The 22,376-nt window shown below is 71.5% G+C and carries 18 protein-coding genes and 1 pseudogene; 9 read left to right on the top strand and 10 right to left on the bottom strand.

Annotated elements, in window-relative coordinates; genetic code table 11:
• Genes ACFYXE_RS28345 through ACFYXE_RS28335 form a run of 3 tightly spaced genes read right to left on the bottom strand, consistent with a single transcriptional unit; the run spans position 1 to position 3,895 of the window.
• Entirely contained in the window at positions 1-435 is a 435-nt protein-coding gene (locus ACFYXE_RS28345; RefSeq protein WP_389316982.1) for a roadblock/LC7 domain-containing protein, read from the bottom strand.
• Positions 432-3,068: a nitrate- and nitrite sensing domain-containing protein gene (locus ACFYXE_RS28340; RefSeq protein WP_389316978.1), complete on the bottom strand. Its 2,637-nt coding sequence runs from the start codon at positions 3,066-3,068 to the stop codon at positions 432-434. Before ACFYXE_RS28340 ends, ACFYXE_RS28345 begins: the two co-directional genes overlap by 4 nt.
• 53 nt (positions 3,069-3,121) lie before the next feature.
• On the bottom strand, positions 3,122-3,895 hold the full coding sequence (locus tag ACFYXE_RS28335; RefSeq protein WP_389316975.1) for an MHYT domain-containing protein: 774 nt from the start codon (positions 3,893-3,895) through the stop codon (positions 3,122-3,124).
• Positions 3,896-4,077: 182 nt separating this feature from the next.
• Here ACFYXE_RS28335 and ACFYXE_RS28330 point away from each other — a divergent pair, with 182 nt between their 5' ends.
• On the top strand, positions 4,078-4,677 hold the full coding sequence (locus tag ACFYXE_RS28330; protein ID WP_389316972.1) for a class I SAM-dependent methyltransferase: 600 nt from the start codon (positions 4,078-4,080) through the stop codon (positions 4,675-4,677).
• Between the two features lie 35 nt (positions 4,678-4,712).
• On the opposite strand, the gene ACFYXE_RS28325 is transcribed toward ACFYXE_RS28330, so the two are convergent.
• Positions 4,713-5,468 (bottom strand): alpha/beta fold hydrolase, encoded by a 756-nt coding sequence (locus ACFYXE_RS28325; RefSeq protein ID WP_389316969.1) that lies wholly within the window; start codon positions 5,466-5,468, stop codon positions 4,713-4,715.
• Between the two features lie 135 nt (positions 5,469-5,603).
• Between ACFYXE_RS28325 and ACFYXE_RS28320 the strand changes: the two genes are divergently transcribed.
• Positions 5,604-6,137, top strand: a complete 534-nt coding sequence (locus ACFYXE_RS28320) for a PadR family transcriptional regulator (RefSeq protein ID WP_389316966.1) — start codon at positions 5,604-5,606, stop codon at positions 6,135-6,137.
• On the opposite strand, the gene ACFYXE_RS28315 is transcribed toward ACFYXE_RS28320, so the two are convergent.
• Complete coding sequence (locus ACFYXE_RS28315) at positions 6,114-7,019, bottom strand: oxygenase MpaB family protein (protein ID WP_389316963.1); 906 nt, start codon at positions 7,017-7,019, stop codon at positions 6,114-6,116. The two genes, ACFYXE_RS28320 and ACFYXE_RS28315, sit on opposite strands and share 24 nt — an antisense overlap.
• A gap of 151 nt (positions 7,020-7,170) precedes the next feature.
• On the opposite strand from ACFYXE_RS28315, the gene ACFYXE_RS28310 reads away from it, so the two are divergent.
• Positions 7,171-7,419: a hypothetical protein gene (locus tag ACFYXE_RS28310; RefSeq protein WP_361168702.1), complete on the top strand. Its 249-nt coding sequence runs from the start codon at positions 7,171-7,173 to the stop codon at positions 7,417-7,419.
• A gap of 129 nt (positions 7,420-7,548) precedes the next feature.
• A complete protein-coding gene (locus ACFYXE_RS28305) occupies positions 7,549-8,391 on the top strand; it encodes a hypothetical protein (RefSeq protein WP_389316960.1) in 843 nt (280 codons plus the stop codon).
• A 54-nt stretch (positions 8,392-8,445) separates the two neighbouring features.
• Here ACFYXE_RS28305 and ACFYXE_RS28300 read toward each other — a convergent pair whose 3' ends face one another.
• Both ACFYXE_RS28300 and ACFYXE_RS28295 read right to left on the bottom strand, forming a co-directional pair.
• On the bottom strand, positions 8,446-8,628 hold the full coding sequence (locus tag ACFYXE_RS28300; RefSeq protein ID WP_361168708.1) for a hypothetical protein: 183 nt from the start codon (positions 8,626-8,628) through the stop codon (positions 8,446-8,448).
• A gap of 206 nt (positions 8,629-8,834) precedes the next feature.
• Complete coding sequence (locus ACFYXE_RS28295) at positions 8,835-9,887, bottom strand: fatty acid desaturase family protein (RefSeq protein ID WP_389316956.1); 1,053 nt, start codon at positions 9,885-9,887, stop codon at positions 8,835-8,837.
• 265 nt (positions 9,888-10,152) lie between these two features.
• On the opposite strand from ACFYXE_RS28295, the gene ACFYXE_RS28290 reads away from it, so the two are divergent.
• From ACFYXE_RS28290 to ACFYXE_RS28280, 3 genes are all read left to right on the top strand, one after another.
• Positions 10,153-13,011: a DEAD/DEAH box helicase gene (locus tag ACFYXE_RS28290; protein ID WP_389316953.1), complete on the top strand. Its 2,859-nt coding sequence runs from the start codon at positions 10,153-10,155 to the stop codon at positions 13,009-13,011.
• Positions 13,008-14,327: an SWF or SNF family helicase gene (locus ACFYXE_RS28285; protein WP_389316950.1), complete on the top strand. Its 1,320-nt coding sequence runs from the start codon at positions 13,008-13,010 to the stop codon at positions 14,325-14,327. The genes ACFYXE_RS28290 and ACFYXE_RS28285 overlap by 4 nt, the downstream gene beginning before the upstream one ends.
• Positions 14,328-14,826: 499 nt before the next feature.
• The gene (locus tag ACFYXE_RS28280; protein WP_389316947.1) at positions 14,827-16,179 is read left to right on the top strand and encodes an esterase-like activity of phytase family protein; all 1,353 of its coding nucleotides are present in this window, start codon (positions 14,827-14,829) and stop codon (positions 16,177-16,179) included.
• A gap of 16 nt (positions 16,180-16,195) precedes the next feature.
• Here the strand turns inward: ACFYXE_RS28280 and ACFYXE_RS28275 are convergent, their stop codons facing one another.
• Positions 16,196-16,921: a hypothetical protein gene (locus ACFYXE_RS28275; RefSeq protein ID WP_389316944.1), complete on the bottom strand. Its 726-nt coding sequence runs from the start codon at positions 16,919-16,921 to the stop codon at positions 16,196-16,198.
• 174 nt (positions 16,922-17,095) lie between these two features.
• On the bottom strand, positions 17,096-18,262 hold the full coding sequence (gene xylA, locus ACFYXE_RS28270) for a xylose isomerase (RefSeq protein ID WP_389316941.1): 1,167 nt from the start codon (positions 18,260-18,262) through the stop codon (positions 17,096-17,098).
• 123 nt (positions 18,263-18,385) lie between these two features.
• Between xylA and xylB the strand changes: the two genes are divergently transcribed.
• Both xylB and ACFYXE_RS28260 read left to right on the top strand, forming a co-directional pair.
• On the top strand, positions 18,386-19,840 hold the full coding sequence (xylB, locus tag ACFYXE_RS28265) for a xylulokinase (RefSeq protein WP_389316938.1): 1,455 nt from the start codon (positions 18,386-18,388) through the stop codon (positions 19,838-19,840).
• A 14-nt stretch (positions 19,841-19,854) separates the two neighbouring features.
• Positions 19,855-21,087, top strand: a complete 1,233-nt coding sequence (locus tag ACFYXE_RS28260) for an ROK family protein (protein WP_389316935.1) — start codon at positions 19,855-19,857, stop codon at positions 21,085-21,087.
• Positions 21,088-21,466: 379 nt separating this feature from the next.
• Here the strand turns inward: ACFYXE_RS28260 and ACFYXE_RS28255 are convergent.
• Positions 21,467-22,312, bottom strand: a pseudogene (locus ACFYXE_RS28255) (NAD(P)H-binding protein).
• Positions 22,313-22,376 lie beyond the last annotated feature (64 nt).

Raw genomic sequence — 22,376 nt, 5'->3', positions numbered from 1 at the left:
TCATCCTGCGGTCGGTGGATGCGTGGCGGAGCGTGCCGGGGTGTAGAGGTGCTCGCCCACCCGCTTGACCATGCGTGCCATCTCGTACGCGACGAGGCCGATGTCGGCCGTCACAGAGGTGAGGACGGCGAGGCACGAACCGTCACCCGCGGCCGCCACGAACAAGAAGGCGTCGTCCATTTCGACCATGGTCTGGCGGACTCCACCGGCCCCGAAGTGCCGGCCCGCTCCCTTGGCGAGGCTGTGGAAACCCGAGGCCACGGCGGCGAGGTGTTCGGCGTCCTCACGGGTCAGGGCCGTCGACGCGCCGACGGGCAGTCCGTCCGTGGACAGCACCACCGCGTGGCGTACCTCACCGACGCGCAGCACCAAATCGTCCAGGAGCCAGTCGAGTTCGCCGCTCCGCCCGGTGGGGGTGCTCTGGTCCTGGATCATGCGGAATCTCCTTCGCTGCTGTCACTGCCCGGTGCGGCGACCCGGCTCGCGGGGGCTGTTCCACCGGCTCCCGGGAGCGGTCCGCCACCGCGCGCCCAGCCGTCGCGGTACGCGGTCATGCGCTCGCGCACCAGCTCGGGGCTGCGCTCGTCGCGCTCCTCCCCTCCCCCGGTGACCGTCGCCGAGCCGGCACCGTCGTCCGCGGGGCGTTCACGCAGTTGCGGGGCGAGGCTTGCCTGGCGTACCCGGCGCGGTAGCCGGCCCGCCGTGTCCTGCTCGTCGGCTCCCGCGATGTCGAGCGGTGCGGCGGCTTGGGAAGGGATACCCGACGTGCGAGGGATGTCTCGTGCCTCACGGTCTTGGTGCGGCCTCAGCCTGGTCACGCCGGGCGGCGGCTCGGCAGCCGCGGCCAGGGCCGGACGTGTCGCGGAGGCCGGGACGGAGGTGCTGTTCACGTTGGGGTGGGGTGTGTCGTGCACGCGCGCGTGCTCCTTGTTCGGGACGGCGCCGCGCGCCACCCTGCGCTCCTCCGCCGCGCGGGGCTCCACGGTGCTGTCCGTGGTGCCGCTGTGCAGGAGTGCGGTGGGAAGCAGCACGACTGCCGTGGTGCCGCCGTAGGGGGAGGTGCGCAGATGCACTTTGACGTTGTGGTGGGCCGCGAGCCTGCTGACCACGAAGAGACCGAGTTGATCGCTGTCGAACACCTCGAGTGCCTCGGACTGCTCGATGCGGCGGTTGGCCTCGGCAAGCGTCTCCTTGCCCATGCCCAGCCCGCGGTCCTCGACCTCCAGGGCGTATCCGTTGCCCACGGGCTCTCCGCTGACGCGCACCTTCGTGTGCGGCGGGGAGAACTGGGCGGCGTTCTCCAGGAGTTCGGCGAGGAGGTGGGTGAGGTCGGCGACCGCCGTCCCGAGCACCGAGGTGGCGGGCAGTTGTCGTACCTCCACGCGCGCGTAGTCCTCGACTTCGGAGACCGCGGCGCGCACGACGTTCGTCAGGGATACGGGCATGCGCCAGGCCCGCCCCGGTGCCGCTCCGGAGAGGATGATCAGGCTTTCGGCGTGCCGCCGCATCCTGGTGGTCAGATGGTCGAGCCGGAACAGGTCACTGAGTTCGTCGGGGTCGTCGGCCCTGCGCTCCATGCTGTCGAGGAGGTTGAGCTGGCGGTGCACGAGGACCTGTGTCCTGCGGGCCAGGTTGACGAAGACTCCGGAGATGCCGCTGGCGAGTTCCGCGCGCTCGACGGCCGCGTGCAGAGCCGCCCGGTGGACGGTGGTGAGTGCTTCGGCGACCTGCCCGGTCTCGTCCTCCGCGGGTGGCCCGGGAGGTGCCTCGGCGCGAATGTCGATCTCTTGTCCCGCACGCAGCCGCAGCATGGCGTTGGGGAGCTTGCGGCGGGCGATCTCCAGGGCTCCATTGCGCAGACTGACGAGTTCGACGACGAGGTGCCGACCGATGCGTACGGAGATGACCAGGGAGGCGACGACGGCCAGCAGTCCGAGCAGCACGGCCGCTCCCGCGGGGGTGAACACCCCGTGGCTGATCGGGTCGGCGCTGTCGGCGGCTCTGCGGTCCGCCCCTTCCTCGATCGCACGGAGCTCTTCCCTGACCGTCGTGTAGGCGGTGTCCCAGGCGCCTGGCGGGACGGCCGCGAGGGCCTTGCGGCCGGGTTCGGCCACGAGCACCTTGTCCTCGGCGGTGCGGACGCTCTCGTACGCCCTTCCTGCCTGCAGCGTCTGCCAGGCGCTTCGTTCGGGGCCGCGCAGGTCGGCGACCGCCGTCTCGGTCAGGGTGCGACGGGTGTCGACGGCGCCGGTGAACAGACGCAGCCGCTCTCCGTCCAAGGCCTTGCCTGGTCGGGCCGCGGCCAGCACGGCGTCCTCCCGGGCCAGTATTTCGCCGGCTCGGGAGAATTCGAGCAGCACGCGTGCGTGCGCGCCCTGGGTGGTGTCCTGCATCCCGGCGAGCGCGCCGCCCACCGCGAAAGCCTGCGTGAGCGTCTTGGTGTACTGCCCGTAGGCCGCGTCCCAGCCGGTGCGCCGGTCCAGCACGTCGGCCCGCAGGGCGCGTAGGTCCGCGGCCCCTGTGACGAATGAGGTGAGCCGATCCGTGACGTGCCCGGGGAGCCCCGCCCCGTCCGCGACGGTCCGGTTCTTGCCGAGGCGCAGTTCGGCCACGGCGCGGTCGGTGCGCGTCGCCTGGCTCTGCAGTGCTCCACCGCGGTCGGCGTCGGGCTCGGCGGCGTAGCGCACGGCGGCGACGCGTTCGGCCTGGAGTGCGGTGATGGCCTCTTCGACCGGCGTGCGCACCGCGGTGTCGACCCTTTGGACCTGCCGCAGGCGTGCCACGTCCTGTGCGGTGGTGACGGTCGCGTATCCCCACAGGGCGAGCAGCGAGATGACCGGCACCATCAGCAGGCACACGATCTTGGCGCGCACGGTGCGTGGCCGCAGGCGCCACCATCCCGCGCGTGGTGCTGCCCTGGACGTCGTGGCCTCGGCGAACGCGCCTTCCCCGGCGGGGCTTTCCTCGGCCGGTGGGCCCGCGTGGGCGCGCCGCCCGCGGGTGGCGGGCTCCGCGGGCGCAGACGTTGTGCCTGCGGTCGGTTCGGGTATGCGTCGGGGGGTGTCCATGGCCTCCTCGCTCGGGTGGATTGCGTACGGTCGTCCGTCCGGCCCGGGGCCCCCTAGTGGGCGACGCCGCCGACCGGTCGCTGAGCCGACACGGAGGCCGCTCGCTCGCCGGTGGTCGGGGACAGCGCGACGAAGGCCGAGGTGAGGAAGAGGTAGGACCCGAGGCCGACGGCGAGGGGGAAGATGAACTGCATCGTCGTGGCCCCGGGCAGTGCGGTGTCGGAGGGCGCGACCCGCACGCTCACGGCGAACATCCCGGTGTAGTGCATGCTGGTCACGGCCCCGCCCATCACCAATGACGCCACGGTGACCGCGATCGGCGACTTGATGTTGAGCCCGGCCCACAGGGCGACGGTCGCCGCGACGACGGCGATGACCACGGAGAGCCCGACGAGCACCGGGTCGTACCGCACGTCGCCGTGCAGCCGCAGGGCGGCCATGCCCATGTAGTGCATGCTCGCGACACCGATACCGGTGGTCAGGCCGCCGAGCGCGAGGGCCCGTCCGCGGTCGCGCCCGTACCCGACGGCGAACACACCGGCGCCCACGACGGCCATCGCGACCAGCAGGCTCAGGAAGGTCAGCGGCGCGTTGTACCGGATCTCGGTGCCGGTCACTCCGAAGCCGAGCATGGCGACGAAGTGCATCGTCCAGATGCCCGTGCCGATGGCGGAGGCGGCGGTGATGAGCCAATTGCGGCGCGAGCGGCCGGATGCCTCGAGCGCTCGGACGGTGCAGCACAGCCCCAGGGCCGAGCCGATGCAGGCCATCGCGTACGACAGCACGGGGGTCAGCCAGCCGAAGGTGGCGTGGTCCAGGTGTCCCATGGCCCCGGGACGCTAGTCCGACCAGGGGCGCACGACTGGGGCGCATTTCGAAAGCTGTTGAAATATGACTGAGAGTCGGCCTTGAACGATCGCGTCACGCTCGAACGAGTGCGCCCCGCGCCCTCGTAGCCGCTTGCGGCTCTTTGCGGCTCCTTGCGGCTCCTTGCGCGATCATGGGTCACATGAGCGACGACCACACGAAGGTCCAGGAATTCTTCTCCGCCCGCGCGGCCGACTGGGACACCCGCTTCCCCGACGACGGCCCCGCCTACCGGGCCGCCGTCGCCGAGCTCGCCCTGCGACCGGGTTCCGCGGTGCTCGATGCCGGATGCGGAACGGGACGGGCGCTCCCGGCCCTCAGGGACGCCGTAGGGGCCTCGGGCGTGGTGCTCGGCGCCGACCTCACACCGGCCATGCTGGAGGCCGCCACACGGGCAGGCAGGGATCGGGACGGTCGGCTGCTGCTCGCCGACGTGGCGCGTCTGCCGCTCCGCCCGCGCTCACTGGACGCCGTGTTCGGCGCGGGCCTGATCGCGCATCTGCCCAACCCCGGGGAGAACCTGGAGGAGTTGCGACGCGTGGTGCGCCCCGGTGGGAAGCTCGCCCTGTTCCATCCCATCGGGCGAGCCGCGCTCGCCGCCCGGCAGGGGCGACAGATCGCTCCTGGCGATCTGCGCGCGGAAGCCAACCTCCGTCCCCTGCTGGCAGGTTCCGGGTGGCTCCTGACGTCGTACGTCGACGAGGACGCCCGCTTTCTCGCGCTGGCGGTACGCCAGGACTGACCGCGCCTGGCCGCTGCCCCGTCAGGGCTGCCCGGTCAGGGCTGCCCGACGATCGCCGCGGCGAAGGCGTCGGCGTTGTCGAACATGACGCTGTGACCAGCCGCCGGCACGGTCACCACCCGTACCCCGGACGCCTCCAGCTCACGGCGCCCGACGAGTTCCCCGCTCAGGGCTCCTTGCAGGTAGACGCGGTCCACGCGCACGTCGCTGAGCATGCGGCGCATGGTGGGCCGCGTCCCCGCGACGAGGCCGGTCGCACTGCGATGCAGTGCCAGGGGGTCCGTGAGACGCATGGTGGCCGCCCACGGGGAGCCGACCTCTTCGAGCACGCGCGCGTAGCCGTCGTGGACGAACTCCTCCTCCGTGTACGTGGCGATGCGGCTGCTGCCGGCGGTGGCCGGGGGATGCGGATCGAGATTCGCCTCTGTCAGGACGAGCCGCGCCACCAGGTCGGGGCGCCGGTGCGCCAGCACGACGGCGACGGAACCGCCCATGCTGTGGGCGACGATCTCTGCCCCGGCGAGCCGGGCCTCGTCGAGAGCCGCGGCCAGCGCGTCGGCGTGGTCCTCCAAGGTGTATCCGAAGTCGGCCGGGCGGTCGCTGAGGCCGTGCCCGGGAAGGTCGACGAAGAGCGAGCGGCGACCGGCCAGTTCGGGCCGGGCCGCGATATGCGCGTGGTAGGCCGCGGAAGCCGCGCCGAGGCCGTGGACGTACACCCGCGCAGGCTCTGCCCCGTCGGCCTCGCTCCACCGCACGCGGCTTCCCTGCGCATCGAATCGCGCTTCACGCATGACCGTCCCCACTCCCCTAGTCGTTCCGCTCCTAGCCAGGGCCGCTTGCGACCCACAGCGACAATACATCGGTCCCGATGTATACCTTGGGCGAGGTACACCGGAGGCGTAGGTTCGTGCGGCAGAATGCACCTCATGCTCGAACTGGCCATCCTCGGATTCCTCTACGACAGCGCCCTGCACGGCTACGAACTGCGCAAACGCATCACCGCGCTGACCGGGCACGTACGCCCGGTCGCCGAGAGCACGCTGTACCCGGCGATCAAGCGGCTCGAGAAGGCGGGACTGCTCATGCGTGAAACCCAGCCCGGCTCCGTGGCGGCGCCCCGCCATGTCCTGAGCCTCACCGCCGACGGACAGCGTGAATTGCACCGACGACTCGCGGAGCCGGCGCGAGGAGACATCACCGACGAGAACCGCTGGTTCACGGTCCTCGCCTTCCTCCGCCACCTGGACGAGGAGGGCGCGCAGGCAGCGGTGCTGCGCCGCAGGCTCGCCTTTCTGGAAGAGCCCGCCAGCTTCTTCTACGACGGGGAACGGCCGCTTCCCGCCGAGGAGGTCGACGACCCATTCCGACGCGGCATCCTCACGATCGCGCGCGCCACGAGCCGGGCCGAACTCGCCTGGCTACGGGAGACCTTGGCGTCACTCGAAGGAGGCGACCGCTGACCTGCCCTGGTGCGGCACCGGACACCCGCGGACGCCGGGCACCGGGAACGAACCGAGCTCGGCGACCTCGTATCCGTCGCGGTACCCCTTGATCTCCCGGTTCTGCCACGCGTGCCGCGGTGCGGTGCGTGGCGGCATCAGGCGCACCGCGCGCCCCCGCAGCCGCACCGCGCGCCTGATCAGTGCGCGGGACACGGCATGGGGCGGTTCGTAGCGGAACGCCCGCAGCAGTGAATCGTCGAGGAGGGCGCGGGTCGCGTGGCGCATCAGGGGTGCCATGGGGCGCGGGTACCACGAGGCCATCAGGTCCAGCGTCGCGTCGGACACCGCGCGCCCGTCGCGGTCCCAGGCGAAGTGGGCCTCTTCGTAGTCGTCGAGGCACGTCTCGAACTCGGCGTAGGAGCCCGGGATGCCCTTGATGCCCATCCGCTGCCCAAGGGTGCGGTAGTACGCGGCCGCGGCGGCCGTCTCGTGGCGTGAGAGCCTGCGCCAGCCGTAGACGTCGATCCACCGCGTCGGCACCACCACGAACGTGCACAGCACGTAGCGCATGTCGTCGTTGCTGATGTCATAACTGCGGTGCATCTGGTTGATGCGACGGATCGCCGTGCGGCCCTTGTCGCTGTCGAATCCGTGCTCCACGACGGTGTCGAGCAGCAAGGCCGTGTCGTCGTACCGCTTTTGTGGACGGTCGGTCAGCTCGGCTGTCCGTGCAAGCAGTCGGCCGATGCTGGGGACCGCGTACGTGCGGTAGAGGGCGAGTTCCAGGGCGCGCGTGTAGTCCCACGGGAATTCAAGGGTCGTGGTGAGCCGGTAGATCTCGAAAAAGTCCCGCTCCGGGTCCAGGTGCCTGATCTGCTCGAGCCGCTCGTAACGCTTCACCGCGCGGTCCCCCTTCTGCCACCGGAGCACTAACTCTACGTTGGTGAACGGAAGATGAGCAGTCCGCGGCAGTAGCGGTACGGGGGTGGCCCACGTGTTTGACGGACTCCGGAAGTTGTGGCGGGCGAACAAGCCGGCACGGGACCAGAGCGTGGCTGCGCCAGAGCGTGACGGCCGCAAACGGGCCCACAATTTGTTCGAGGCTGCTGCGGTCTACGTCGCGGCGTGCGCCGAGGACGATCAGGACGACATGGACGAGGCGGCTGGCTGGGTCTCCCCCGAGGCCCTGTCGTTCGGCATCAGCGAGCTCGCGTGTCGTGCCGTCATCGCCGTCGCTCGGGAGCGGGACGAGTCGCCACGGGAGGCGGCCCGTTCACTCCTCGGACTGCCCGCCGCCTGATCCCCTGCGCTCGCCGTCGCCGCTCGGCAGGACCGGCCACCGGCAACTCTCCTGGTCATCCACCCCTCGACGATCTCTGGGGCGAGTGGTTAGGGTGCGCCGACGGATGAACCGATGGGGGAGGCTGGCATGGCCGGGACGGACGACGCAGTCGCCGCCGATGACGACGCGCTGTATGTACTGACGGCGGTGCTGCTGACCCCCGCGAAGTTCCCCAGCGTTCTGGGCGACGACTATCCGGAGGCGTGCGCGGCACTGGATCTCGCGCCGCTCGCCGCCGGATACGGGCTCGTGCTCGGGCAGGACGGTGCGGGTGCGCGGTGGACGGTCGTCGTCGACGACGTGTCGCTGGTGGCCGTGGCGATCGCCTCCTGGGACTGCGGCATGGAGTACGACCTCTCCCCCGACGAGCGCACGGTGGTCGCCGCGCTCCCCGGCTGGCCGCTCGCGGTGGCCGTGGCGGCACCCGGGGTACCTGCTCCGCACGACCCGGAACCGGAGCCCGGCAGCGAGGACCGTGCTTCACTGAGGCCGCCTGAGTCCGACACGTGGGGCCCGGCCCAGCGGCGGCTGGGGGCGGACGAGATAGCACTGCAGTGGGCGGCCTGGCGGACACAGATCGATGACGGCGACTTCGCGACGGACGCGGCGGACGCGGCGGACGGGACCGCGGAGGAGGCGCCGGCGGACGCCGCCGAGACGCCTCTGACCGGTGTCCGGCGCGTCCTGGCCGAGGCTCGCGCGTACGTCGACACACCGCCGCCCCTGGGTCGGGTGCGCTCGTCGTTCGCCTCGGGCGACGCGCGGACCCTGCGGGCCGACGGTCCCGGCTGGTCCCTGGTCGCCAGGACCGACGACATCGCCTTCGTCCTGCTGGACGAGGAACCGGGCGAAGTGCTGCCCGTGGGCCGCGGGCCCGAGCTCCCGGCGCTCCTCGAAGCCCTCGACCAGATAGCGGTGCGCCCTGCTTGAGTACGGCGGCGGCTCACCTGGGTCCGCCGGTGGGCCACGGGCTCCGCAACGGCCTCAGCGGCCTATCTCCTTGCGGGTGACACGGCGGAGCCTGCGCCGCTGCCCGGAGTCGAGGGTCAGATAGGCCGCCGCGGGGACTCCCAGCACGATCAGGAGCGCGGCCCACCACGGCAGCCAGATCAGCAGAATGATTCCGGCCGCCACACCACCTGCGGCGATCTTCGCGTTTCTCGACATGTGCGTCGCCTCCTCCGCGGCTTGTGCCGCTCTTTGTCTTGAGAACGGGATCCGACTCCCCACGGTTCCTGACCCCGACCCTGAGAGACCCCTGATCCGGACCCCCTAGTGGTCGCGGGCCGGCCTGACTGGACATGGGGTGGCCGGACTGGACACGGGGTGGCCGGACTGGTCACGGACCTGCCACGCGATCACGGACCGGTCGGCTACTCGACCCGCAGGGGCTCACCGACTTCGTACATGTGGCGCAGCACCTGCCGGTAGGAGTCCAGGAAACCTGCCTCCGTGTAGGACATCCCCACGGCCGCGCAGTGAGCGCGCACCACCGGCTGGGCGCGGCGCAGGTTCGGGCGGGGCATGCTCGGGAACAGGTGGTGCTCGATCTGGTAGTTCAGCCCGCCCAGGAACCAGTCGGTGACCAGGCCGCCGCGGATGTTGCGCGAGGTCAGGACCTGTCGGCGCAGGTGTCCCCACCGCTCACCGTTCGGGTCGGGCATCTCCATGCCCTTGTGGTTGGGGGCGAAGGCCAGTCCGAGATGGAGGCCGAAGAGGGCCTGGTGAACGGCGGCGAAGGCGAGTGCGTGCCCCAGGGGCATCGCGGTGATCAGCAGCGTCACGTAGCCGACGAGATGCGCGACCAGCAGAAGGCCTTCCGTCACCCGCTCCCGCGGGTCCTGTCGGCGCAGGTCCTGGAAACCGTAGATCTTCATGGCGACGCCCTGGAGGAGCGTCAGCGGGAAGAACAGCCAGGCCTGGTTGCGGGTGAGCCAGCGTCGGAAGCCGACGCGGACCTTGGCCTGCTTGCTCGTCCACACCAGTACGTCCGCGGCGACATCGGGGTCCTTCTCGATGTGGTTGGGGTTGGCGTGGTGTCGGTTGTGCTTGTCGTTCCACCAGGCCGAGCTCATACCGAGCAGCAGGTTGCCGTGTACGAGACCCAGCGCCCGTCCCACGGCCCGGTTTCCGGATATCTGCGAGTGGCCCGCGTCGTGGCCGATGAACGCCGTCCGGGCGCAGAGGACGGACAGCACCGGGGCGAGAAGAAGTACCCACCACGAGGCGCCGAGCACGAACATCCCTATGCCCACAGCCACCAGCGCCATAGCGTTGATCACGATGGTCCGCGCGTACCAGCCGATGCGGCGGTCCAGCAGGCCCTGCGCCTTGACCGCGCGCAGGAGGGGTGCGAAGTCGCTTCCGGCGGTCGGTCCACCGGCGACGGCTGGGGAGCGTTCCGCTACTGCGGCGGCGTGGGGCATGGTGGGTCTCCGGTCTTCGTGGCGACGGGCTGACCTCATAGAACGTACGGATCAGTGACCTTGGGCGACCATGGCGGCACCACCCGTGTCCGCTCGGGGGCCAGCACCGTCCGACAGGGGGGTTGACTACACCCCCCACTGCGAAGTGACCCACATCACCCCGCCACCGCTACCGTGGATCCATCACCGTGCTGTACTCTCGGCCGCTCCGGCGTCGCTAGTCAAATTTGAGGAATGCGCCATCGCTGTGCAGAGGCTTCCTGTCATGCCCCCCTCCGAGATCTCCGAACTGTCCCGCTGCTCCGTACTCTTCGTGCCCACAGACCCGCCGCGCGGGGGACGCGTCGCGTTCTGGCACGCCGACGGCACCGAGCCTCCCGTCGTCACCGCGGGCACGCGCGAGGAGCTGATGCTTGCCCTGCCGGGGGACGACGGGGTCGAGCTGACCGCCGTGCCCGCGGTTCTGCTCCCCCTCCGTTCCGCGCTGCCGGTGCTCACACGCGCGCGTGCAGCAGCAGGTGCCCATACGACAGCCGCCTTCTGGGGAACGGCCGGCGTCCTGGCTCTGCAACTGGCGGCGCGTGGCCTTCTGTTGCCGGGCCTGACGTCCACCGATCACGACGCGTGGCGCGCCGGTCCGCTGAACGCAGACGACCTGCAGCGGCTGCGTGACCTGGCGGCGGCGATGCCGCCCGCCGCCCACGCCCTGCCGCTGGCCGAGAGCTCCCCGCTGCGGCTGCCCGAGCCCGAGCACCTCCTGCGCCGGTTCCTCGACGCCGTCGCCGACACCCTTCCGCGCTCCCCTGCCGCGCCCCTCGCCTCGGCGGGAACGGTGTTCGCGGCACCGGAACCGCAGCGTGTTCCCGAACAGCGCGCCTGGGCACTGGATGTGGCCGCCGGGCACGACGCCGGCGTACGGATCTCGTTGCGCGTCGAGATTCCCGGTCTCGCCTCGGTCTCCGAGGACGGCACCCTGCTGCCGTTCCGCGCCGTTCTGCAACTGCACAGCGTCAGTGACCCTTCGGTCGTCGCGGACGCCGCCGAGGTGTGGGCGGGGTCGGGCTCTTCCGGGCAGTCGTTCGGCCCGCGCGCACGCATGGACGCCCTTCTCGCGCTGCGCCGCGCCACGCGTGCGTGGCCGCCGCTCGCCCCACTGCTCTCGGCCACCGTGCCGGACGCGATCGAGCTCGCCGACGAGGACGTCACGTCGCTTCTCGGCGAGGGCGCCAGGACGCTGGCCGTCGCGGGCGTCGACGTCCACTGGCCGCGAGAGCTGGCACGCAGTCTCACCGCCCGTGCGGTCATCGGCCCACCGGACGACGAGGACAACGCGGGCAAGGACCCGCACAAGCTCTCCTCGGACACCCCCTCCTTCCTGTCCGCGGACGCCCTGCTTGCCTTCAACTGGCGTTTCGCGCTGGGCGACCAGCAGCTCACCCGGGCAGAGCTGGACCGCCTCGCTGAGGCCAACCGCCCGGTGGTCCGCCTGCGGGACCAGTGGGTGCTGGTCGACCCCGTGGAGGCGCGCAGGGCTCGCGACCGGCACGATCACAAGGTCACGCCGATCGACGCGCTCAGCGCGGCGCTCACCGGCACGGCCGAGGTCGAGGGGCGTCGTGTCGCCGTACAGCCGACGGGATGGCTCGCCACCCTGCGCGACCGGCTCGCCGACCCCGAGGGCATGGAGCCCGTCGGGCAGCCCGCTGCCCTTGCCGCCGAGTTGCGCGACTACCAGCTGCGCGGCCTCAACTGGCTCGCGCGCATGACCTCCCTCGGCCTCGGCGCCTGTCTCGCGGACGACATGGGGCTCGGCAAGACGATCACGCTGATCTCCCTGCATCTGCACCGGCAGACACAGGACGAGTCCGCGGGCCCCACGCTGGTGGTCTGTCCGACGTCGCTGATGGGCAACTGGCAGCGCGAGATCGAGAAGTTCGCACCCGGCACGCGCGTGCGCCGGTTCCACGGCGCCCAGCGCACCCTGGACGACGTGGCGGACGGTGAGTTCGTGCTCACCACCTACGGCACGATGCGACTCGACACGGAGCGACTCGCCCAGACCTCTTGGGGCATGGTCGTCGCCGACGAAGCACAGCACGTCAAGAACCCCTACTCGGCCACAGCCCGACAGCTGCGCTCCATCGGGGCACGCGCACGCGTGGCGCTCACCGGAACGCCCGTGGAGAACAACCTCTCCGAGCTGTGGGCCATCCTCGACTGGACGACACCGGGCCTGCTCGGCAAGCTCGGCACCTTCCGTACCCGCTACGCGCAGGCCGTGGAGGGCGGGACGGATCCCGGCGCGGCGGAGCGGCTCGGACAGCTCGTCCGGCCGTTCCTGCTGCGCCGCCGCAAGTCGGATCCGGGGATCGCGCCGGAACTCCCCCCGAAGACCGAGACCGATCGCGCGGTCTCGCTCACCACGGAGCAAGCGGGCCTCTACGAAGCAGTGGTACGGGAGACCCTCGCGGAGATCTCCGGTGCCGACGGCATCGCCCGCAGGGGGCTGATCGTCAAGCTCTTCACCGGGCTCAAGCAGATCTGCAATCACCCCGCGCAGTACCTCAAGGAGGATGCACCCCGTATCCCGGGGCGCTCCGGAAAGCTGGAACTGCTCGACGAACTGCTCGACACGATCCTCGCCGAGGACGCGGGCGTGCTCGTCTTCACGCAGTACGTACAGATGGCACGCCTCATCGAGCAGCACTTGGCCTCGCGCGGTATCCCCTCGCAGTTCCTGCACGGTGGCACACCGATCGCGGAGCGCGAGGCGATGGTGCAGCGGTTCCAGGACGGCGCCGTCCCGGTCTTCCTGCTGTCCCTGAAGGCGGCGGGCACGGGCTTGAACCTCACCCGGGCCGAGCACGTCGTGCACTACGACCGCTGGTGGAACCCCGCCGTCGAGGCACAGGCGACCGACCGTGCGTACCGCATCGGGCAGACCCAGCCCGTGCAGGTGCACCGGCTGATCGCGGAGGGAACCATCGAGGATCGGATCGCCGAGATGCTGCTGCGCAAGCGGGAGCTGGCGGACTCCGTCCTCGGCGCGGGCGAGGCCGCTCTCACCGAGCTGACCGACGCCGAACTGTCCGACCTGGTGGAGCTGCGAGGGGGCAATCGATGAGGGACATCCACGACGACGCATACGGCGCTCCGGACGACGACCCGCGCGGCGGCGGGACGGACGAGCGTACGTTCGCGCCGCTGGCGCCGCCGCACGGGCGGGGATTCACCCAGAGCTGGTGGGGCCGGGCCTGGCTCAAGGCCCTCGAAGACACGGCGCTGGACCTGCAGCAGCTCAAGGCGGGGCGCAGGCTCGCGCGGGCGGGCGCGGTGGGCGCGGTCACCGTCAGACCCGGCCGCATCACGGCGGTCGTGAAGGACCGTGACGGTACGCCACACCGCTCCGACGTCCTGCTGCAGGAGCTGGGCCCCGGCGCGTGGGACCGCTTCCTGGGCATGGCCATCGAACGGGCCGGGCACATCGCGGCGCTCCTCGATCGGGAGATGCCGCCTCATCTGGTGGAGGACGCCGCGGCGGCCGGTGTCGAGCTCCTGCCGGGCATCGGCGATCTAGAGCCGGAGTGCGACTGCGACGCGTGGGACCACTGCGGGCACACAGCAGCCCTCTGCTACCAGGTGGCCCGCCTACTCGACGAGGACCCCTTTGTACTGCTGTTGATGCGCGGCCGGGGAGAGCGGGCGCTCCTCGACGAACTGCAGGCGCGGAGCGTCGCTGCCGCCGACGCGCACGAGGCCCGGGAAGACGCTCAGGATGCCGCTCCGGAGGGCGTGGGAGCCGATCAGGCGTACGCGGACGGTGCCATCCTCCCGCCGCTGCCCGACCTGCCTCCGCTGCCTGTGGAGCCGGGTATGCCGCCGACGCTCGACACAGAGGCGGAGGCGGCACCGGGGCTCGACGTACCGGGGGTCGAATTCCTGGCCGCTCAGGCGGCCGTGGAGGCCTATCGGCTGCTGACCGACGCGCTCGCCGCCGGTCACGAACGCCTGCCGGTCGACGAGGAACTGACCCGCGGTGAGGATGCCGTGCGGTTGGCGGCCGGTCGGCCCGGCGAGGTGATCGAGGCCCGGCTGGCGGCCGTTTCCGAGCGGGGCCGCGAAGGGCTCGCCCTCGCCGTTCGGGCGTGGACCTACGGCGGTCGGGCCGCGCTCCACATACTCGAAGAGGAGTGGACACCTCAGGACGAGGCACTGGCACGCGCGCGTGCCGCTCTGGACGCCGCCTGGGACGACGACGAGCGGCCCGCCTTGCGAGCGGCGCGCAATCGCTGGACCGTGGTCGGCGCGGACGCGCAGCTCCGCCACGGGAGGGACGGCCGCTGGTGGCCCTACCGCAAGGAGCGCGGCCGTTGGACGCCGGCAGGGCCCGCTGTCCACGACCCTGCGACAGCGCTGGCCGTCGCCTCCGGGGGCGAGTGACCCGGGGGCCGGTCGTGGCGGACCTGCGCCCGTACGCTCCGGAGATTCCGTCCGCTCCGCCCGGCCCCCGCGCTCCGGCGCACAGGGTGGCGTGGGATCGCGTACGGCGCCCACCGGCGCGTTTCCACCGGCCGCTCGCGCGCCGGGAACACCGGCTCACGCACTCGCCCTGACCGGCGATTGAGCGCGGCCATGTCATGCGCGAGCGTGGAGTCAGGTCGGTTCAGGGAGGTCTGACCGCACGAGCCCGACCGGGTTCACCAGCAAGGTCACCGGACTCAGCGGAGCTGTTCGTACGGCCGATCCGAAAGGGGTTGATCCAGGCACTCTGCCCCCCCCCACGGGCAGTCTTCGGAGCGGTGATGAACGGCGGCGCCTCCTGCCCCTCGCGGGAGGCGCCGTCGGCATGTTCACCTCCGTTCACCCGGTGGCTCCCCTGCGTTCGCGGTGGCGGCGAAGTCTGACCGCTGTCACCGCACCCGTGCCCCAGGAGGCCCCGATGTCCCCGCACGCCGCCCGCAAGGGCCGTGTCCGCCGCTCCGCAGCCGTCGGCATACCGCTGGCCGTGATCGCCGCCCTCACCGTGGCCGGCACCGCCACGGGCCAGCCGACACACGGCAGCCACAAGGAGGCGCGCGTCACCGGGACCGCCACGCTCGGGGACATCCCGCTCGGCGCCTTCAGCAACGCACTGCTCCCGGGAACGGTGGAGAACGACCGCGGTGTGGATCTCGGCGGCATCGGCAGCGACCTCTACCCGGCCGGACGCGAGGGCGAGTTCTGGACGGTGACCGATCGAGGGCCCAACGGCCAGATCAAGGTGGACGGCAAGAAGCGCCGCACCTTCCCCGTGCCCGGCTTCGACCCGGCGATCGTGAAGATCCGTGTCCGGGGCGACAAGGTCAAGGTCGTCTCCGCCCTGCCGATCACGACCTCCTCCGGGAAGCCCGTGACGGGCCTGCCCAACCAGGAGGGCCGCGACGAAGCCCCGTACAGCTACGACGCCAAGACCCCTGTCCCGTACGACGCGAACGGGCTGGACACGGAAGGCATCGTCCGGGCGTCGGACGGCACCTTCTGGCTGATCGACGAGTACGGGCCCTCCCTGATCCACGTATCCGCGCGCGGGAAGGTCATCAAGCGTTACGTTCCCCGGGGCCTCCAGCTGCGCGGCGCCGACTATCCGGTGGCCGAGGCGCTGCCGGGTGTCCTGCTGCACCGCAAGACGAACCGGGGCTTCGAGGGGCTCGCTCTCCTCCCTGGAGGGGATCTCGTGATGGCGGTGCAGAGCCCGCTGTCACTGCCGGACGAGGACGCGGGCGACGACTCGCGCACGGCGCGCCTGCTGCGCTTCTCGCCCAAGAAGGATGCCGTCACCGCCGAGTACGCCTATCGGTTCGATCCGGTGGGTGTCGTCGACCCCGGTGAGGACGACACGTCCGAACTGAAGATCTCCTCCGTGGTGGCCGTCGGGCGTGACCGGCTGCTGGTCCAGGAGCGCACGGACAAGGCCGCACGCCTCCAGACGGTCTCCTTGGACCGACGGGCCAACATCCTCGGCAGCAAGTGGGACCAGGCCACGACGCAGCCCTCCTTGGAGCAGCTGGACGATCCTGCCGCCTCCGGAGTGCCCGTCCTCGGCAAACGCCTGGCGGTCGACCTGGGGACGGTCGACGGCGTACCCGGGAAGATCGAGGGCGTGGCGCGGGTAGACGGTCGCACTCTGGCCCTCATCAACGACAACGACTTCGGCATGAGTGACGGGCCTGAGGCGTTCGACAAGAACGGCCGGCTGGTGGACAGCGAGGTGGAGACGTCGGTGACGTACGTGCGGCTGCCGCGCAAGTACTGATCGCGAGGCCGCGTCGTCAGGACAGCGGCCGGGTGAGTTTGCGCTTGCCCGCGCCGCTGTCCCCCGCCAGGCTGCACGCCACGTCGTCGATGCCCACCCGGTAGCCGGATGCGTCGGGGTACTGCACCAGGGTGCCTCGCACGGTTCCGGGCGGCTGGCTGCGCGCCTTGCGCTCCAGGGTCCGTCGGCAGAGGTCGGCGGCTGCCTTCTTCAGGGCGGCGTCGGTCGTCAAGGAGCCCTTCAGTTCGGCGAGGTCGACGACTTCGGCGTCGTGCGGTGCGGTGCAGGATTTCTTCCTCGCCTGACCGGGCCTGCTGCTGTCGATGTTGAAGCAGTCGCCGGCCTTCAGCAGGTAGTACGGGACCTGTCCGGCCGCGGGCGAGGGCAGCGCCGGGTCGACGCCGCTGGGGAAGTCGGTGGGCAGCGTCGGGAAGTCCGTGGGCAGGGAGGGGACACCGCTCGGCAGCTCGGTCGGCAACTCCGTGGGCAGTCCGGTCGGCAGATCGGTCGGGATCTGCGAAGGGATGCTCAGGGAGGGCGTGGGTTCGGGTGTCGTGTTCCTCGTGCTTTCGGCGGGCCCCTTCTTGTCGTCATCGTCGCTGTTGGTCACCAGGACCAGCGCGACGACGGCCCCCAGGACCACGATGACGGCGAGCAGGATGAACAGCCCGGTACGCCGTCCCGGAGGGCCGCCTCCGGGCGGCGGCCCCGGCGGCCACCCCCCGCCGTGGGGAGGCGGCACGTAGCCGCCTCCTGGTGGTGGGCCGAAGCCGCCGCCTGGTGGCGGGCCACTGGGCGGCGGCGGTGGGGGCTGCGGCGGTACGGGCGGCATGGCCATACCATCAAGAGTCGCCTCGAACCGGTCATATGGCGACCCCTGTGCGGAAGTTGAACGAACGTCCCGCCGGGCGGTCGCTCAGCCTCGGGCCGCCAGCAGGTGATCCATCGCGAGCTGGTCGAGGCGCTCGAAGGCCATCCCGCGCGCGGCGGCGGCATCCACGTCGAACGCCTCGTAGGCGCTCCGGTCGGCGAGCAGCCCGGCGAGCCCTTCGTCGGCCGTGGGGATCGCCAGCTCGTCCAGGCGCGCGGCGCGCAGCGCCTCGCGCACATCGGGGTCGGCGCGGAACGCGGCCGCGCGCTCCCGCAGGATCAGGTAGTTGCGCATGCAGCCCGCCGCGGACGCCCACACGCCTTCGCCGTCCTCGGTGCGCGGCGGCTTGAAGTCGAAGTGCCGCGGCCCCTCGTAGCCGCCCCGTTCCAAGAGGTCCACCAGCCAGAAGGCGCTGCGCAGATCACCCGCGCCGAACCGCAGGTCCTGGTCGTACTTGATCCCGGTCTGGCCGTTGAGGTCGATGTGGAACAGCTTGTCGGCCCACAGTGCCTGGGCGATGGAGTGCGGAAAGTTCAGGCCCGCCATCTGCTCGTGGCCCACTTCGGGGTTGACGCCGAACAACTCGGGCCGCTCCAGCCGCTCGATGAACGCGAGGGCGTGGCCGACGGTGGGCAGCAGGATGTCGCCGCGCGGCTCGTTCGGCTTCGGTTCGATCGCGAACCGCAGGTCGTAGCCCTGCTCGGTGACGTACTCGGCGAGCAGGTCGAAGGCCTCCTTCATCCGGTCGAGCGCGTTCCCCACGTCCTTCGCGGCGCCGGACTCCGCGCCCTCCCTGCCGCCCCAGGCGACGTACGTACGCGCACCGAGCTCGGCCGCGAGGTCGATGTTGCGGATCGTCTTGCGCAGCGCGTAGCGGCGTACGTCGCGGTCGTTGGCGGTGAATCCGCCGTCCTTGAACACGGGATGGGTGAAGAGGTTCGTGGTGGCCATGGGCACGACGAGTCCCGTCGCGTCCAGCGCCTGCCGGAACCGCTTGATGTGCCCCTCGCGTTCCGCATCCGACGCGCCGAACGGGATCAAGTCGTCGTCGTGGAACGTGACTCCGTAGGCGCCCAGTTCGGCGAGGTGGCGTACCGAGTCGGCCGGGTCGAGCGCGGCCCTGGTGGCGTCTCCGAACGGGTCCCTGCCCTGCCAGCCGACGGTCCACAGGCCGAAGCTGAACTTGTCCTCAGGAGTGGGCTGGTAGTTCATGTGCGGCTCCCTCAGCTATTTCGTCATGGCGCTTTACAAATTAGTATCCGAGGGCGCCGCTGGGAAGGTCATGGAAGGAACTCCGGGGCGGGCCCGGGGAGAACCGCAGGAACGGAGACCCTCATGTCATCAGCGCCCACTGCCCAGGGGCCGCTCGTCGTCGGCGTGGACAGCTCCACACAGTCCACGAAAGCGCTGGTCGTCGACTCGGCCACCGGCCGAGTCGTCGCCAGCGGGCAGGCGCCGCACCGCGTCAGCACGGGTGACCTCCGCGAAAGCGACCCCCAGGACTGGTGGGACGCCCTGTGCGCGGCGCTCCAGCAGTGCGGCACGGCCGCACGGGAAGCCGCCGCCGTGTCGATCGGCGGCCAGCAGCACGGTCTCGTCACCCTGGACAAGGACGGCAGCCCGGTGCGGCCCGCGCTGCTCTGGAACGACGTGCGCTCGGCCCCGCAGGCGCGCGGCCTCGTCGAACGCCTCGGCGGCCCCAAGGTGTGGGCCGACCGGGTCGGCAGCGTCCCCGGACCGTCCTTCACGGTGACGAAATGGGCCTGGCTCACCGCGAACGAGCCCGCCGCCGCACGCGCCACCGCTGCCGTGCGCCTCCCCCACGACTACCTCACCGAACGCCTCACGGGTCTCGGCACGACCGACCGCGGGGACGTCTCCGGAACGGGCTGGTGGGCGTCGGGCACGGAGCAGTACGACGAAGGCATCCTGGACCTGGTCGGCCTGGACCCGGCGCTGCTGCCCCGGGTCGCGCATCCGGGCGAGGTCGTGGGGACGGTCCGTGACGGGGGCGAACTGCCCTTCTCCAGAGGCACGCTCGTCGCCCCCGGCACCGGCGACAACGCCGCGGCCGCCCTGGGACTCGGCCTGCGCCCCGGCACACCCGTACTGAGCCTCGGCACCTCCGGCACGGTCTACGCGGTCTCGCAGCACCGTCCCACGGACCCGACCGGCACCGTGGCCGGCTTCGCCGACGCCCGCGGCGCGTGGCTGCCCCTGGCCTGCACCCTCAACTGCACGCTGGCCGTCGACCGGGTGGCCACCCTGCTCAACCTGCGGCGCGACGCGGTCGAACCGGGCGGCACGGTTACGCTCCTGCCCTACCTGGACGGCGAGCGCACCCCGAACCTCCCGCACTCCTCCGGCATGCTGCACGGATTGCGGCACGACACGACCCCGGGACAACTGCTGCAGGCCGCGTACGACGGGGCCGTGCATTCACTGCTCGGCGCGCTCAACCTCGTTCTGGACCCGGACGCCGACCGGTCGACCCCGCTGCTGCTCATCGGAGGCGGGGCCCGCGGAACCGCGTGGCAGAACACCGTGCTGCGGCTTTCCGGGCGCCCCGTCCAGGTGCCACAGGCGCAGGAGTTGGTCGCCCTCGGCGCGGCGGCGCAGGCGGCGGGCGTGCTGACCGGGGAGGACCCGAGCGCCATCGCGCGCCGTTGGGGCACGGATCAGGGGCCCGTACGGAAACCCGTCGAACGGGACGAGGCGGCGCTGTCCCGGATCTCCGGGGTACTCTCCGACGCGGCGCCGCTCCTGGACAGGGCGCCCCACGGGGAGTGAGGACTGACCGACGGATGACCGCACCGCTGCACGACGAGCGCCGGGGTACGTCCGGTGCGCGGCTGCCCGACACCCAGCAGGGAATGCGCCGCCGCAATCTGTCCCGCGTGATGCACGCCGTGGCCGCGCACGGGCCGCTCTCCCGCGCCGCCGTGGCCTCGCGCGTCGGGCTGACCCGGGCCGCCGTCTCCACGTTGGTGGACGAGCTGATCCGCTCGGGTCTCCTGGACGAGCTGGGCCCGGAACGCCCGGGCCGGGTCGGCCGCCCCGGCTCCGCCCTGGCGGTCAGCGCGCGGGGCCCCGTCGGCATCGGCGCCGAGGTGGGCGTCGACCACCTCGCGGCGTGCGCCGTCGACCTCCGTGGGGAGGTTCAGGCGCGGGCCGTGCGCCGAGCCGGGAACCGTGGCCGCCCGCCCCTGCCCGTCCTCCAGGAACTTGCCGTCCTGGTGGAGCAGGTGTGCGACGAGTCCCGTCAGGCCGGTCTGGCGCCCGCGGGCCTCGCGGTGGCCGTCCCCGGCCTGGTCGCGCGTGACACCCGCACCGTCGTCCGCGCCCCGAACCTCGGCTGGCAGGACGTCGACCTGGACCGTCTCGTCCCCACCGAGCTGCCGCTGACCGTCGACAACGAGGCCAACTTCGGCGCACTCGCCGAGCTCTGGCTCGGCGCCGAGACGCCCGAGGACTTCCTGCACGTCTCGGCAGAGATCGGCATCGGCGCCGCGCTCGTCGTCGACGGGCGGCTGCTGCGCGGAACGCACGGATTCGCGGGCGAGCTGGGCCATGTTCCCGTACGCCCCGAGGGTCCGGCCTGCCCCTGCGGAGGACGCGGCTGTCTTGAGCAGTACGCGGGTGAGGAAGCGGTGCTGCGTGCCGCGGGCCTGAACCTCGGCGAGGACCGGGGCGCCCGGCTGGCCGAGCGTGCCGCCGCGGGCGACGAACGGGTGCGGCGAGCGCTGCGCGAGGCCGGTGCGGCGCTCGGGATCGCACTCACCGGCGCCGTCAACCTCCTCGATCCACGGGCGGTCGTGCTCGGCGGGGCGCTGTCGCGGCTGGCACCGTGGCTGTTGCCCACGCTCGAAGAGGAGTTGTCGGGGCGGACCGCCGGTCGCGCGTGCGGCGTGACCGTTTCCGGCCTGGGGCCCGACGGGCCACTTCTGGGCGCCGCGCATTCTGTGGCCCGGAGTGTGCTCGACGACCCCGTGGGGGTCGGCGCGGGACTCGGGGGCGGGACCGGGCGAAGGGCTTAGAGGTCCTGACAGCAGCCGTCGATGGTGTGGCTGTCGGCTGGGAAGCTCGTTGGTCCGTGCGTCGAGTCGGACGAGGGAAGCGCGGCCGTGGATCGTCTGGCACGAACTGCGTTTGCTGCGCTCGAAGATCACCCTTCGACACGTGCCTGCTCGTGCGCGGCATCGACCACGACGTCCCGAGTAACGACAGTCCGGAGTAACGACAGTAACGAGGCGCTGAGCATGCATCGCAAATACCTCGGCCACGTCATGTCGCGCACGGCCTGCGCAGAACCGCCCGCGACGTGCCCGTTGGGCAGAGCTGGCGGCGGGCAGAGGCCCTGCGGGGTCGCCCCGTGCGGCCGTAGTCGCACGGAGTTGCCCAGGCAGTTCAGTTGAGTTACGCCTCAGCGAATGCGGCGATGTTGCGGGCGACCCAGCTGTCGAAGGACCGCGGGGGTCGGCCGAGAACTTGTGCCACGTCCGGGCTGATCCCCAGTTCGGCGGGGTTCGGGGCGGCGATGATGTCCAGGGTGTCGTCGGCGAGCTCCGGCGGCACGAACTGGGTCATTGCGGCCTTGGCCTCCTCGCGGGTGAGTTCGTGAAACTGCACTGGCGAGCCGAGCGCGGCGGCGATGGCTTCCGTCTGCTGACGCGACGTGATCACCTCGGGTCCGGTCAGCTCATGCACTCCGCCGGTGTTCCGGCCGTCCAGCAGGCAGGCCGCCGCGTCCTCGGCGATGTCCGCCGGGTCGACGATCGGAACACCGACGTCACCGAAGGGCGCGGCGACCGTCCCTTGCGTGCGCACGGACTCCGCCCAGGCCAGGGCGTTGGAGGCGAAGCCGCCCGGTCACAGGACGGCCCATTCCAGGCCGGACTCTCTCAACGCGTCCTCCACCGCGCGCATCGCGATCCGCGTCGGGCCGAGCGGCCTGGTCGCCACGCCCTGCGAAGAGAGCAGGACGACCCGGCGGACCCCGCTGGCCACGGCCAGGTCGATGATGTCGGTCGGCCTGGCCTCGGGGGCGTGCAGGTCGCCGGACAGGAGGAGGAACAGCGCCTTCGCCCCGTCCAACGCGGGAGTGAGGCTCTGCGGCTCGGTCAAGTCAGCCGGCACGTGCCGGATCCCGTCTTCGTGCCGCTTCCGACTGTTCGAGCCTCCCCTGATGGGCTCTGTGATGCCGTGAGCCCCTCGCCTCCGCGATCGATCGAGCTCGCAACCATGCCCCTCCCCCACCCCCATCCCCCAATCGGGTGGCCGAGATATCCACAATCTCGCGACTACCCACAGATGCCGGCCGCACCCT

Source organism: Streptomyces sp. NPDC002564, from assembly GCF_042889645.1.
In the GTDB taxonomy this organism is placed as follows: Bacteria; Actinomycetota; Actinomycetes; order Streptomycetales; family Streptomycetaceae; genus Streptomyces.
The sequence above is the reverse complement of the archived record's forward strand: the minus strand, read 5'-3'. Positions and strand labels throughout refer to the sequence as shown.